The 13797-nt window shown below is 36.2% G+C and carries 12 protein-coding genes and 1 pseudogene; 2 read left to right on the plus strand and 11 right to left on the minus strand.

The window, feature by feature from the left end:
• Positions 1-51: 51 nt before the first annotated feature.
• On the minus strand, positions 52-921 hold the full coding sequence (locus FJR08_RS13360; RefSeq protein ID WP_168633492.1) for a lipid kinase: 870 nt from the start codon (positions 919-921) through the stop codon (positions 52-54).
• Positions 922-1337: 416 nt separating this feature from the next.
• Here FJR08_RS13360 and FJR08_RS13365 point away from each other — a divergent pair, with 416 nt between their 5' ends.
• Positions 1338-2471 carry a cyclopropane-fatty-acyl-phospholipid synthase family protein gene (locus tag FJR08_RS13365; protein ID WP_168633493.1) on the plus strand — a complete coding sequence of 378 codons (1134 nt, stop codon included), beginning with the start codon at positions 1338-1340 and terminating at the stop codon, positions 2469-2471.
• 206 nt (positions 2472-2677) lie between these two features.
• Here the strand turns inward: FJR08_RS13365 and FJR08_RS13370 are convergent, their stop codons facing one another.
• Both FJR08_RS13370 and FJR08_RS13375 read right to left on the minus strand, forming a co-directional pair.
• The gene (locus FJR08_RS13370) at positions 2678-3004 is read right to left on the minus strand and encodes a type II toxin-antitoxin system RelE/ParE family toxin (RefSeq protein WP_168633494.1); all 327 of its coding nucleotides are present in this window, start codon (positions 3002-3004) and stop codon (positions 2678-2680) included.
• Positions 2997-3311 (minus strand): type II toxin-antitoxin system Phd/YefM family antitoxin, encoded by a 315-nt coding sequence (locus tag FJR08_RS13375; RefSeq protein ID WP_217357518.1) that lies wholly within the window; start codon positions 3309-3311, stop codon positions 2997-2999. Before FJR08_RS13375 ends, FJR08_RS13370 begins: the two co-directional genes overlap by 8 nt.
• Before the next feature lie 344 nt (positions 3312-3655).
• Here FJR08_RS13375 and FJR08_RS13380 point away from each other — a divergent pair, with 344 nt between their 5' ends.
• Positions 3656-3832, plus strand: a complete 177-nt coding sequence (locus FJR08_RS13380) for a hypothetical protein (protein ID WP_168633495.1) — start codon at positions 3656-3658, stop codon at positions 3830-3832.
• Between the two features lie 133 nt (positions 3833-3965).
• Here FJR08_RS13380 and FJR08_RS13385 read toward each other — a convergent pair whose 3' ends face one another.
• From FJR08_RS13385 to FJR08_RS13420, 8 genes and pseudogenes are all read right to left on the minus strand, one after another.
• Entirely contained in the window at positions 3966-4808 is an 843-nt protein-coding gene (locus FJR08_RS13385) for a nitrate ABC transporter ATP-binding protein (RefSeq protein ID WP_015083516.1), read from the minus strand.
• A gap of 72 nt (positions 4809-4880) precedes the next feature.
• A complete protein-coding gene (locus FJR08_RS13390; RefSeq protein ID WP_168633496.1) occupies positions 4881-6884 on the minus strand; it encodes a nitrate ABC transporter ATP-binding protein in 2004 nt (667 codons plus the stop codon).
• A 92-nt stretch (positions 6885-6976) separates the two neighbouring features.
• Complete coding sequence (ntrB, locus tag FJR08_RS13395) at positions 6977-7813, minus strand: nitrate ABC transporter permease (protein WP_168633497.1); 837 nt, start codon at positions 7811-7813, stop codon at positions 6977-6979.
• A 108-nt stretch (positions 7814-7921) separates the two neighbouring features.
• A complete protein-coding gene (locus tag FJR08_RS13400; protein ID WP_168633498.1) occupies positions 7922-9283 on the minus strand; it encodes a CmpA/NrtA family ABC transporter substrate-binding protein in 1362 nt (453 codons plus the stop codon).
• Positions 9284-9942: 659 nt separating this feature from the next.
• Positions 9943-10779: a carbohydrate ABC transporter permease gene (locus FJR08_RS13405; protein WP_174783090.1), complete on the minus strand. Its 837-nt coding sequence runs from the start codon at positions 10777-10779 to the stop codon at positions 9943-9945.
• Positions 10776-11693 (minus strand): carbohydrate ABC transporter permease, encoded by a 918-nt coding sequence (locus FJR08_RS13410; RefSeq protein WP_174783091.1) that lies wholly within the window; start codon positions 11691-11693, stop codon positions 10776-10778. The genes FJR08_RS13405 and FJR08_RS13410 overlap by 4 nt, the downstream gene beginning before the upstream one ends.
• 51 nt (positions 11694-11744) lie before the next feature.
• The gene (locus FJR08_RS13415; protein WP_168633499.1) at positions 11745-12995 is read right to left on the minus strand and encodes an ABC transporter substrate-binding protein; all 1251 of its coding nucleotides are present in this window, start codon (positions 12993-12995) and stop codon (positions 11745-11747) included.
• A gap of 502 nt (positions 12996-13497) precedes the next feature.
• Positions 13498-13797 (minus strand): annotated as a pseudogene (locus tag FJR08_RS13420) (hypothetical protein); the annotation flags it as partial.

The following is a 13797-nucleotide window of genomic DNA, read 5'->3' on the forward strand; positions in this document are numbered from 1 at the left end:
TCCCATCAAATAAATCATATCAATCAGGTAAATCATAGTTGAAGATGATAGTCATAGGGCTAAAACTGCGATCGCTTGAGGAATCACCCGAAACACAGCGGGAGTATGGGTTGTAATTTCTCCATCTGTGTTAATAGCATGGGGTTTTCTAGTATATATTGTAAATTCCTGACCTTCAAGGGCGCGGACATTCGGCCAATCAATATGTCTACCTTGACGCATAGCCGGAAGTAGGGGAAGAATTTGCCACCAATGATCGATTTCTAAACTATAAAGATCCAGTCTTTGATCGTCTATCGCTGCGTCGTGAACTACAGCCATACCACCACCATAATAGCGACCATTACCCACAGCAATTTGCACAGTTTTCACATGAATTGATTCGTTATTCACACGAATTTCTGCACTAAAAGGGCGAGATTTCCAAACTACTTGAAATGCAATTGCTGCATAGGCAAATATACCCCAACGCCGTTTAATTTCTTTAGTTAATTGTTGAGTAATTTTTACACTTAAACCCAGACTAGCAACATTAAAAAAATATTTCCCATTTACAGAACCTAAATCAATTCTTCGCAAGTTTCCAGAGGCAATAATTTGACACGCTTCCGGTAAAGAGTTGGGAATTGCTAAAGTCCTGGCTAAGTCGTTAGCAGTTCCTAATGGTAAAATACCCAAAGGTAATTGAGTCTCAATTATTGCCTCTATAGTAGCATTAAGTGTACCATCACCACCACCGACAATTACCAAATCTATTTGCTGTTGGTAACGCCGAATCACAGTCCCTAGTTGAGTTGGATGTTCTGTAGATTCTGTAATTATTTCCAAACCCAATTTATTTAAACAATTTATTGCTTCTTGGTAACGTTCTTGCCCTTGACGAGAATTACTATTTATTAACAGTAGTGCGCGAAGACTCATTGCGTCCACCTTTTGTAGTTTATATATCGAATTATCTACATCTATTTTCTGAGAATATCAGCGGCAGATGATCAGAAGGTTGAAACATAACTTGTCATAGAAGAGAATACAGTAATATGGTTTCAGCATCAATACCTTGTCCATTTTTTGCTTTGTTGGGTTAAGCGACAGCGCAACACAACCTTATATCTTAGAGGTATGTTAGAATAAGTTTTCAGCGATTTTACATTTCTTTACACAGTTTGGTTTTATTGTGTTGACTTACTTAATTATCAGCCGTAGTGAATATATATATATATACTTATTATTCCTCTTTTTTTCATTCTATCTATCCAAAGAAATATCTATTCTTTAATATTATTTTGACTTGGCTTTATTGATATAAAATAGCGGCATCTTTAAAATCCAATATAAACATGAGTTCATCAACAATTTTACAAAACATTGAGAAACATCTTCCCATCGTGGGAGATGTACATACTAAAAGTCCCATTGCTTACAAAGCAACCCGTCTTGCAGTTAGTACAGTTAACGCAGTGCAAATGGCAATAGCCGAGTCTTATATCAACGGATTAGAAGTACCGGATGCTGTGTTGCGATCGCTTTTTGATAGTTGTATGCCTGTCTTTTTTAAGTATTTTCCATCCCTGCTTGTACCCTACGAATGGGTATTAACAGAAACAGACAATACCGCCGAAGGTGCGCGGGATTTAATGAAGATTCAGTACGATTTGCCTCAAGCTATGTTGAATCTCATGTTAGGTGATGGAAAACTTATTTATCCCAAATATAGCATGGGATTGTGGGAAAAAGGAGCAGCAAATCTCGAACAATCACAAATGCAAATGATTGATGATGTAATTGACAAATTAGAAATAAAAGATGGTGATCATATTTTAGATTTTGGCTGTGGTTGGGGCTGCGTAGCAAATTATATTCTTGCCAAATTTCCCAATGTTAAATTCACAGGAATTAACTTGAGTCATAACCAATGTGAATATATGCGTCAGAAAATGCAAGATCCTGAAAGTTACCTCAGTTCCGGTCGTTTTACTCTCTATGAAGGAGATATAAACGATGCCCAATTTGAGACAAAGTTTGACAAAATTCTCTCAATTGGCGTTTTTTGTCATGTGGGTAATTTAACAAAGGCTTTTCAAAAGCTGGCATCTTTTCTCAAGGATAACGGCAAGGTTTTTATTCACATTATTACAGTCCGTACCCCTAATAATATCTCCAGTGTTTTCACTCACAAATACATTTTTCCTCATGGTCGTTACTGGAAATATGACGCGATTCCCAGCCATAATCAAGACCTGAAAACTATTGATCAATGGTATATTAATGGCTCTAATTATTCTAGAACTTTTGCTAGTTGGTTAAAAAACTTTGATGATTCTCAGGCAATAGTCAAAGATTTAGACTACGGGATGGACTATGCCAAATTTCGCCGCATCTGGAGATTTTATTTAATTTGGTTTGTTGCTAATTTCGCCAGTTGCGATGGTGAATACAACGGTAATGGACAATTTTTAATGGTTCATGCCTAATCTTTGATTTTAGTTATAGCATTGCTTCAGTAGGTTGGGTTGACGCAAGGAAACCCAACATTATTAAACTTGATAATTAAAACTGTTGTTGGGTTACGCTGTTGCTTAACCTAACCTACACTAGTTATAAGGAAAGCCAACATTATTAAACTTGATAATTAAAGCTGTTGTTGGGTTGCGCTGTTGCTTAACCCAACCTACATTAGTTATTCTGATTCTTCGTCTGTCATTGGTTTTTGAGCCGTGTGTCGCACAAAAATAATTTGAACATTATCATCAACAATTGTAAAAATAATTCGATAGGCGTTTCTTCCCTTTCCATATATAAGTTGTCGTATTTCTTGATCAAAAAATTCATTTTCAAATGCTAGAGAACAACGAGAAGGCATTTTTTCTAGTGATAAAATAGATTTATATAATCCTTCTAACCATGTTCTAGCCTTTTGCTGAGAAATATTACTAAACCAGAAATAAGCGTCTTCTATTGCTTTCTGCGCTTCTGGTTGGATGATGATTTGATATTTATCATTCATTGGAACTATCTAATTTATTAAATAGTTCATTAAAGAAATCTTCGGCTTTTTTTCCTTCACCCTGCTGCATTTGTTCTAAGCCTAGTTTAATGCCTTTTAAAGTTTCTACTAACTCAGCAGCATCTAATAGTTCTTGATAAGATTCTGCATCTTGAACAACTAACTCGGCTTTTCCGTTGACAGTCAGAACTAAGGGGTGTTTTGTTTTTTTAATCTGTTGTAGAAATTCAGTGGTGTTACGCTTAAATTCGGTGAGGGAATGTATATCTTTAGCAAGGTTTATCATGGTAACAAGTTTAATTAGCATCTAATTCAATGTTAATTATCATTGGTGGTATTTGTCAATATATTTTGTCAGTTCAGTAGGTTGGGTTGAGGAACGAAACCCAACATTATACATTATTTAAATATGATGTTGAGTTGCGCTTTTGCTTAACCCAACCGAGATTACTTTTACTCTATTTATTTTTAAAATAATTGACAGTGTACTTAAAGATATTGACAATAGTTTTATGATGGATGATTATATTATATGTTGCGATCTTTAACAGGAAATATATGAGTAGAGGATTAAGATACTGTTGGTACTATAAATTGACTAGTAAAGGATGGGAAGAAGTTTCTTCGAGCGAGGTTAACGAACCAAATTTTATGTCCGTTATAATTAAAAGTCATGATGTTTGGATGTTAATAGAACAATGGGAACAAGACTGGTTAGAAAATGGTGCTTATTCACACGCTACAGAAGGTTTCGATACTATTTGGACTAGTTCAAATTCTAAACAAGTTTCTGAGTTGCTAAAAAAATTTGGAGATAAAAGAATATAATCAGTTAGTATTTTTTAGATTGGGTTAAGCGACAGAGTCACTTAAAAAATGTTTGTAATATAAAATTGCAATAAAACTATATTATTGAGATCCCTTAATTATTAGAGAAATAAGGGATCATTTGCAATACTGACTAACCTACATCATCATGAGCGAAACGATTAAACAAGAAATCTAACGCATAGTTCCGCAATTGATAATATTGAGGATCTTCCATAATTCTCGCTCTATCTCTAGGACGAGAAAAAGGAATTTCCATCACTTCCCCAATTTTTGCATGAGGTCCATTGGTCATCATTACCAACTTATCAGCCAAAAATAAAGCCTCATCAATATCATGGGTAATCATCAAAACTGTACAACGGTTATCATTCCAAATTTTCAACAATTCCTCTTGTAATTCTTCCTTAGTAATTGCGTCCAACGCCCCAAAAGGTTCATCTAAAATCAACACTTTCGGACGAATAGCTAAAGCCCGCGCAATAGAAACCCGCTGTCTCATTCCCCCAGACATTTGCATGGGTTTCTTTTCCATGGCATCAGCTAAACCCACCATTGCTAAATGATCTCTCACAATAGCCCGTTTTTCGGCTTCTGGCTTAGTGGGATAAACTGCATTTACAGCTAAATAAATATTGTCAAAAGCTGTTATCCAAGGTAATAACGCATAGTTTTGAAATACTACCATGCGATCTGGACCTGGTTTTGTAATTGGTTCTCCTTCTAATAAAACTTGTCCAGTGGTAGGAAAGTTAAAACCAGAAACCATGTTTAACAAAGTTGATTTACCGCAACCAGAGTGGCCGATAACGCAAAGAAATTCACCTTTCTCCACGTTGAGGTTAACACCATCAAGAACGGTAAATGGTCCATTTTTGGTGGGATAAACTTTGCAAACGTCTTTAATTTCTAGGAAAGGCTGACGGCTGATTGTGGTTGTAGCTGTGTTGGTAGATTTCAAGTTACGGTTTTGCATTGTTTAGTAATTGGTAGGAGGTTTCGCGCAAAGGTGCAAAGGAGCAAAGACGCAAAGGAAGAAAGGGTTTTTTTAAGCTGCGGTTCTTCTGGGGGCATCTAGAATGACTTCGGCTATGGAGAAGTCGCGTTTGATTTCTAGGTCGTTAAGATAGGCAATTGGATCATCGGCGTTGAAGGGTTTACCATCAAATAATTGAATGGGTTGACGGGTGTAACTGATATCTAAGCCTAGTTCTCTGGCTGCGGTACTGAAAACGCGGACTCGACAAACTCTTTCAACGATTTCTACCCAGTTTCTGGGGAAGGGAGTGTCACCCCACCGCGCTAATTGAGTCATAATCCAAATTTGTTCGGTGCGACTGGGGCGATTAATGGCAGACTCGGAATAAAATTGGTGATGGGCATATTCCCGCATGGGATGATTTAAGTCACAGGTAGCGTTATTCGGGTCTTCCAGTTGGATATATTCAATATCTGTGCTGACATATTCCTGACTTGCTAAAATTTGGCGAATTTCTTGGGCGTTGGCAGGATCTGCACAATATTGACAAGCTTCTAATAAGGCTTTGGTTAAGGCAATATGGGTATTTGGATAAGTTTCTGCCCAATCTTCTCGTACTCCTAGAACTTTACCAGGGTGTCCTAACCAAACTTCTAAATCTGTGGCTATGGTAAAGCCTGAACCTTCAACTGCTGCCCGATAATTCCAAGGTTCACCTACAGAATAACCGTCAATAGTTCCACCTTTTAAATCTACTACCATTTGAGCAGGAGGGATATTTTTCATAACCACATCACTGTCGGGGTCAATTCCTCCTGCTGCTAACCAATAACGTAGTAATAGGTTGTGCATGGATGCGGGATGAACTACTCCCATTCTGTGTGTTTGTTCGCGGGTTTTTAGGAGATAATTTTTGAAGTCAGATAAGCTATGTACACCTTCATCATAAAAGCGTTTGGCTAAGGTGATGGCGTTACCGTTGCGGGTCATTGTCAGGGCGGTGACAACTGGTAAAGGTTGGTTTTTATTTCCTCCTAAACTTAACCACATGGGCATACCTGAGGGCATTTGTGCCGCATCTAAATATCCCCCTGTCATCCCGTCTACAATTCCTCTCCAACTGCTTTCCCGGACTAAATTAACCTCATCCAGACCATGTTTGATGAAAAAGCCTTTTTCTTTGGCGATCGCCAGGGGGGCGCAAGCTGTAATGGGTAAGAAGCCAATTTCTAAATTAACTTTTTCTAAACCATGACGAACCACCGCAGCAGTTTTTCTCGCCCGAATTTTTTTGATGCGTTTTTGTTGGTTGAGGAAGTAAATCATTTCACTTCGCAAACTGTAGTAACTGGGATGTTTTACTACTTCCATGCGTTTGCGAGGACGAGGAATATCTACTTCTAAAATGTCGCCAATTTTCGATTCTGGTCCGTTGGTTAACATGACAATTCTGTCAGATAACAAAACCGCTTCGTCTACGTCGTGTGTCACCATGACTGCGGTAACTTGATTCTCTTCACAAATTTGCATTAATTGTTCTTGCAAATTCCCGCGAGTTAGGGCATCTAAAGCACCGAAGGGTTCATCTAATAGTAATAGTTTAGGACGAATTGCCAAGGCACGAGCGATCGCAACTCGTTGTTTTTGTCCACCTGATAACATCCCTGGTTGTTTATCAGCATGGGGACGCAAACCAACCATATCTATATGTCTGTCAATAATCGCTTTGCGTTCCGCTGCGGGCATTCCATGTAATACTGAATCTACTGCTAAAGCAATATTTTCTCTCACTGTTCGCCAAGGTAAAAGCGAATAGTTTTGAAATACTACCATTCTATCAGGTCCAGGTTTTTTAATTCTTTGTCCTTCTAAAGTGACTAAACCTTCTGTTGGTAAATCCAAACCGGCAATCATGTTTAGAAGGGTAGATTTTCCACAACCTGAGTGACCAATAAGAGAAACAAATTCGCCTTTTTTAATTTGAAGATCAATACCTTTGAGGGCGATATATTGTCCACCACCGGTTAATTCAAAAATTTTATCAACTTGGTCAACGCCAACAAATATAGACATATTATTTGGTAATTGGTGATTGGTGATTGGTGATTGGTAATTGGTGATTGGTAATAGGAATAAATATATTCTCCCCTGTACCCTCCCATTTCCTACTTTTGTTGTGGTAAAATGCGGTTTTGTAACCAAGCCATTAATTTATCGAGGATTAAACCCACAACACCGATATAAACTAGTGCTAAAATAACTTCACTAACCTTGTTAGCTTGATAAGCATCCCAAATAAAAAAGCCGATACCCACAATACCAGACATGACGATTTCTGCCGCAATAATCGCTAACCAAGCTAAACCAATGGAAATTCTTAACCCAGTGAAAATATAAGGTAAAGCCGCAGGAATTAAGATGTTCAAGAAATACTCTTTTTGAGAAAGTTGTAAGACTTTAGCAACGTTATTATAATCATTAGGAATCTCTTTTACTCCCACAGCAGTGTTAATTAAAATTGGCCACAGAGAAGTAATGAAAATTACAAATAATGCGGCTGGTTCATTTTGTCTTAAAGCTGCTAAGGAAATAGGAACCCAAGCTAAAGGAGGTACAGTTCTTAATAGTTGAAATAAGGGATCTAAGGCTTTAGACATGGTTTGATTCACACCAATTAAAATCCCTAAACCAATACCCACAATTGCGGCTAAAGTATAACTAATAGCTACCCGTTGTAAACTAGCGAAAATTTGCCAAAATAACCCTTTATCAATTCCTCCCCGATCATAAAATGGATAAAGAATTAACTCCCAAGTTTCTTGAACTACTTGAATAGGTCCGGGTAATGTTCCAGCAATTAAAGAAAATACTTGCCAAATCACCAGGAAAACCACAATAGCAATTGTTGGTGGTATAATTTCCGGTAATTGTTTACTAATAAATACAGATATAGCACTATCAGAATTGTTACTATTACGACGTTTGGCGGTAAATGTAGTCATGATTTTCTCCTAATTTTGTTGATTTTTTGTTTTGTGATTAATAGTCAATCAATTAAATATTGTTGTTGATTGATTTTCTATTTTTGATTTCAGCAAATATTCTCAGTCCTAAATATTGACTTTCTTGATTTTTAAACTCTTTAAATAGGCTGTGGGATTTTCTGGATCAAAAGTTACACCATCAAAGAATGTTTCTAGTCCACGAGATGTATTAGTAGGAATATCTGCCTCCATAATTCCTGCTTCTTTAGCAGCTTCGCGCCAAATATTTTCTTTGTTAACTCTGTCTATTAAATCTTTGGCTTTGTTTAAATATTCTGGTGGTAAAAATCCCCAACGAATGCTTTCAGTTAAAAACCATAAATCATGACTTTTATAGGGATAAGACACACTACCTCGTTCATCTTTCCAATACAATACTGCCATTGATTTATCATTAATCACACGACCATTACCCATATCATAATTACCTTGTAGGGAATCTTTCAGGAATGTTGGTGTTAAATTAAAGTAGTTTCTTCGTCCTAAAATTGCCGCCGCCGCTTCACGGTTTTCAAAGTTATCTAACCATTGTTGTGCTTCCATAATAGCTTTCAAAATGGCTTTGGTTGCTTGGGGATGAGTGTCTACCCATTCCGCTTTCATGGCAAAGTATTCTTCAGGATGATTTTTCCACATTTCTGAGGTTAATACGGCTAAAAAACCAATTTTGTCTTTCACAATTCGATAAGGCCAAGGATCTCCGGTACTGAACGCATCCATTGTTCCTGTTCTCATGTTGGCTACAGTTTGGGCAGCAGATACAGGAATTAATTTCACATCTGTATCAGGATTAATTCCACCTGCTGCTAACCAATAACGTAGCCAAAATTCTTGATTAACTTTGCCAAAAGTAAAGGCGGCTGTAAAGGGATTTTTTGTACTTTTTAATTGATCAAAAACTATTTTTCCACCTTTAGCTAAATCTAGTCCAATTTCTTTACCTGCGTGTTTATTAGCGATCGCAATTCCATTACCTTGAGTATTTAATTGGGCTAATACATACATAGGAATTTTGGTATTTCCTTTAGTAATTAACCCTTCTGTCATTAAATGCGGCATGGGCATTTGATATTGTCCACCATCTACACCTCCACCAGCAGAACCAATTTCGGTATTATCTCGCATTGAACCCCAAGATGCTTGTTTAGCAAGTTGTACATTTGTCATTCCCCATCTTTTAAAAAAGCCTAATTCTTGGGCAATAATTAATGGCGCAGCTTCTACAATAGGAATATATCCTAATTTAACAGTAGTGGTTTCTGGTGTAATTTCTGGTGTTAATTTAACTGCTTCGGCTTGTTTCGCTTGGGCTATACCTCCTGGTTCTGGCGGATTTATTGAACAACCTTTAAGTAATACAGCACCTGCTGATACCCCGGCAGTTACAATGAATTTACGACGAGAAATTTGGTTAAAAAATTCAGACATGAAATATCTCCCTGGTGAAAGAATTTATTTTTTAAACATGAAAATTTAGACAAAGAAATAAATTCTTGGCTTTACTATTGAAATTCCTAGTTATATCTAGGCATTCAAAATTAGCTTTTTATGTAAAAAAGTTAGTTTGTATACTTTGTGATAAACATGGTTTAGTTTCTTAACCTAGTATGAACAAGAGGCATCACTCAGCTAGTAAAATCTAGTTTACAGTGTTTCTGATCAAAGTGATCAATTCTCAACTCGAATTATTAAATAAATATTATATTGGATACATAAGTAAAAACTTATAGTTTGGGCTTAATTTTGTGGAAAGTTTCTAATATATATTGTTTAATTAATGATAATGATTATTTCTAATCTATGGTTTTCGTAATCTTGGGTTTAGTTAATTACAGAAAAAGGACATGAATAGATAATTTTGATGTTAACTATTAAATAAACTCTTCATTCATAGATGAATTTGATGATAACCATTTTTTATAAATTAGGGTTGATACAGCAGACTTCAAGAATAATTGTAGCTTGCTTCCCGCAGCTTGCGTGGCGAAGCCATAGGGTACGCAGATAAACGCAGATAAACGCAGATAGGAAGGGATGAATTAATGGAGTTCATAATTCTGTGCAGTCTCTTGAATTCTGCTGTATTTTCAGCCTTTACCACCGGTAAAGGTAACACCTTGAATTAAGTAGCGGTTAAAGAAAGCATAAATAGCTAAACCTGGCAGAGTAAACACCATTGAAGCTGCCATAATGTAGTTCCAATAGCTGATATATTGACCTTTAAATGTATTTAGTCCTAAAGGTAAAGTAAACATTTCTGGGTCAAAGAGAATCACTACAGGGAGTAAAAAATTATTCCAACTACCCATAAAGACAAAAACCGCTTGTGCGGCTAATGCTGGTTTAGCTAAAGGTAAAACTATATACCTAAAAATTCCCCAGGCATTTAAACCATCCAATTGTCCAGCTTCTTCTAGTTCTCTAGGGAAATTGACAAAAAACTGCCGCATCATAAAAATGAAAGTAGCATTGACCATACTCGGAACAATCATCCCTGGGTATGAATTTAGCCAACCGATGGCTTTTAAAATTAAAAATGTGGGAATTAGGGTAATTTGCGCTGGCACTACTAACACGGTCAAAATCAGGAAAAACCAGCACTGTTTACCCCGAAAATGCAATCTTGCGAGGGCATAACCTGCCATTGAGTTAAATAGCAAGTTTAAAATTGTGACAGTAACACCAATAATCACACTATTAAATAACCACCGCCAAAATAAAGGTTCTTGCAGAAATATTTGTTTGTAATTATCGAGAGTAAAATGTTTGGGGATAAAATTAAATTCACCGCTAATAATCTCGGATAGAGGCTTAAATGATGCAGAAAATGCCCAGAGAAAAGGAATTACGGTAATAATTCCATAAACTGTGAGGAAGATATATAACAGCACTTTCAACCAGAAACTACCAAAGATTTTATTCAAATTTTATAACCTCCGAAAAATTGCCTCTGAATTAATGTGAGGATAATAATTACAAATGCTAGTAAAAAGGCAATTGCTGCACCATATCCCATTTGTAAATTCCGAAATACGGTTTGATAAATTAGCAGGACTAAGGTGAGAGTAGCGTTATTTGGTCCACCTGTCCCTCCAGAAAATATATAAGACTGATCAAATAATTGAAAAGTCCCAATTATTCCCATAGCCATGACAAAGAAAGTCACAGGTTGCAATAAAGGCAAAGTAATATAAATAAACTGTTCCCAATTATTAGCACCATCAAGTTCTGCTGCTTCATAAAGAGTTTGGGGAATATCCTGTAAAGCTGCTAAATAAATCACCATAAAAAACGGTGCTGTTGACCAAATATTCATGATCATAATCCCTTTCAAGGCAACAGATGGATCTCCCAACCAATTATAAATAGGCAGGTTGAGAAAAGCCAAAAAATTGTTTAATAGTCCATTTGTGTTATAAATCCACATAAAAATTAGTGTCAAAACTGCTGAAGATGTAACTGTCGGTAAAAAGTAAAGAATCCGCCACCAATTTTTACCATGAATGCCAGAATTGAGTGTCACAGCTAAACCTAAAGCCAAAATAGTTTGGGTGGGAACAACAATAGCCACATATTCTGCGGTATTTTTTAAAGCAATTCCCACTCTTTCATCTGTTAGCAATCTTTGGAAATTACCCAAACCGAAAAAGTGGTAATTAATCCCTCCCAACATTTGCACTTTGTGTAAGGAAAGAAATACAGCATAGAGAATAGGCAAAATTACAAATGTGCCTAAAACTAAAATACTGGGAGTTATGAATAAATAAGCTGTAAAATTTTCTCGAATCTGTCTATTACAGTGATTTTCTCGGAAATGAAACACATTTTCATATCTCATGCAAAGTCGCAAAGTCGCAAAGGAAGAAAGGAATAGAAAAATTAGAGAACCCTACATATCTGCCTTAATTTGTTGGTTTGCTGCATCTTGTGCCTTTAACATTGCCTGTTTTAATGGTTGTTGTCCTAGTAAAACACTAATAAATTGATTATCAAAATTGTTGATAATTGCGGCAGGATTTTTACCTAATTGCCAGGGTGTCGCATAATTAACTCCTGCTACTAATGATGATCTCAGAGGGTCTTGATCATAACCTAACTGTTGTGCCACTGATTTACGGGCTGGTAATGCAAATCCTTTAGCTGTCCATTTTTTCATGCCTTCTTTACCTGTTAGAAAAGAAATGAGTTCCCAAGCTTCTTTTTTATGGGGTGCTTGTTTATTCATGACATAAGCAACAGTAAAAACCATTGTGGATTTTTGATTATTAATTTCTGGTATTTCTGCTGTGGCAAATTCTAGTTTGGGAAAGGTTTCTTGTAAATAGGGAATTGCCCAATTCCCTTCAATTACCATTGCTACTTTATTTTGTCCAAACATTTCACTCCCGGAATTTGTGCCGACATCAGATTTTTGGGCGGAAGATCGATCTTTTTGATATTGGTTAATTACTAATTCCAAACCTTGTAATCCTGGATTATTTGCAAAGGTAGCATAACCATTTTTATCAATAATTTCCCCTCCAAAAGCTGTAATTTTGTATGCTTGACGGGCTAATTCAGGAATTTCACCAAAGCCATATTTATTGAGTTTGCCTGTTAATTGTTTTGAATAGCTGCGGAGTTGTTCCCAGGTAGTGGGAGGACTGGTTAAACCCACTTGATTAAATGCTTGTTTGTTATAAAATAGGGCTAAGGTGGAATAGTCTTTAGGTAAACCATAAATACGATTTTGGTAGGTAAAATTCTTGAGTAAGTTGGGTTCTATATCTGTGAGGTCAAATTTGGGTTTAATGTATTTATCAAGGGGTTCTAGGACATTCTGACCCATTAAGAAAGGGGCTTCTAGTGCGTCGAGATAAAATACATCTGGTGCAGCTTCTCCTACTAAGCGGGTTTTAATTACATCCATATATTGATCAGAAATCGCTTCATATTTGACTTTGATCTGGGGATGCTGCTTTTCAAAGTCTTCAATTACCTGTTTTAAAAGTCTTTGTTCTAGAGGATTTCCTGTCCAACCGCTGAGTTTAACGGTAATGAATGGGGGTGGTTTTGGTAATGGCCAATTGTGATAACTAATAATAGCGATCGCTATTATTATTACCAATCCTAAAAAGTTAAATAATCTCTTTTTTCTCACAATTTAATTGAGATGAATTCAGAATTGATGTCAATACTGTTCGGTTAAGAGACAACCCAACAAAAGTCCGTAAATGTTGGGTTTCCTAACTTTAAACCAACCTACCAGATTTAAATACAAAAACCCCACCTCCCCGCAAGCGACGAGGGGATTTAAGATGTATGTTATTTGAGTACATACGCTTATAATTTATTTCAAATGCTGGTATGGATCATCTCTCTATGGGATGGGTTTGAGTTCTATATTTTGTTAATGAAATCACGGAAACTAAAATGATAGAAGCTGTAGTAAGTATTTTCTGATCTATTTTCTTAGACTAAAAATTCTACCCAATTTTCTAATAATTCCTCAACATCATATTCATCAGTATTTAGGAAATTGGCAATATCTGTAACTGATATGGGTTGTGTTGTCTGGGCTAAAACTCCTTCATTAAACCAAAACCTGTTGGATGAATTTTATACTTAAGGTCGCTTATTTGCGGACTTTTGTAATAAAATTTTTATCCGACCATTTTTAACTCTCCAAAGACATCATTCATCTCTTGCTCAATTCTCTTCAGTTTTAGCTGTATTTTATTTTTAAATTCAGCATCTAGTGTTTCATTCAATTGGTTATAAACTGCTTCATAATCAATTTCTAAAATTGCGAAACGTTTTTCCAATTCCCTGACTTTAATTTCTTGTACTCGATTAAAAGAACGAGAAGAATTTATTGGTTTTTGCTGCATGGCTTGATTTGAAAAATCCCCAGTTTCCACTAACACAGTTATAGGCATCCTAAATGCCGCTTTGACTCCCTT

It is taken from the genome of Dolichospermum sp. UHCC 0260 (genome assembly GCF_009711985.1).
Classification (GTDB): domain Bacteria; phylum Cyanobacteriota; class Cyanobacteriia; order Cyanobacteriales; family Nostocaceae; genus Dolichospermum; species Dolichospermum lemmermannii.

Bases quoted from the DNA above. Each gene is read 5' to 3' on its own strand.
- FJR08_RS13370 (WP_168633494.1), bottom strand. From the start codon at position 3,004: ATGAATGATAAATATCAAATCATCATCCAACCAGAAGCGCAGAAAGCA.
- FJR08_RS13385 (WP_015083516.1), bottom strand. From the start codon at position 4,808: ATGCAAAACCGTAACTTGAAATCTACCAACACAGCTACAACCACAATC.
- FJR08_RS13380 (WP_168633495.1), top strand. From the start codon at position 3,656: ATGTCCGTTATAATTAAAAGTCATGATGTTTGGATGTTAATAGAACAA.
- FJR08_RS13375 (WP_217357518.1), bottom strand. From the start codon at position 3,311: ATGCTAATTAAACTTGTTACCATGATAAACCTTGCTAAAGATATACAT.
- FJR08_RS13365 (WP_168633493.1), top strand. From the start codon at position 1,338: ATGAGTTCATCAACAATTTTACAAAACATTGAGAAACATCTTCCCATC.
- FJR08_RS13410 (WP_174783091.1), bottom strand. From the start codon at position 11,693: ATGAGATATGAAAATGTGTTTCATTTCCGAGAAAATCACTGTAATAGA.
- FJR08_RS13400 (WP_168633498.1), bottom strand. From the start codon at position 9,283: ATGTCTGAATTTTTTAACCAAATTTCTCGTCGTAAATTCATTGTAACT.
- FJR08_RS13390 (WP_168633496.1), bottom strand. From the start codon at position 6,884: ATGTCTATATTTGTTGGCGTTGACCAAGTTGATAAAATTTTTGAATTA.
- FJR08_RS13360 (WP_168633492.1), bottom strand. From the start codon at position 921: ATGAGTCTTCGCGCACTACTGTTAATAAATAGTAATTCTCGTCAAGGG.
- ntrB (WP_168633497.1), bottom strand. From the start codon at position 7,813: ATGACTACATTTACCGCCAAACGTCGTAATAGTAACAATTCTGATAGT.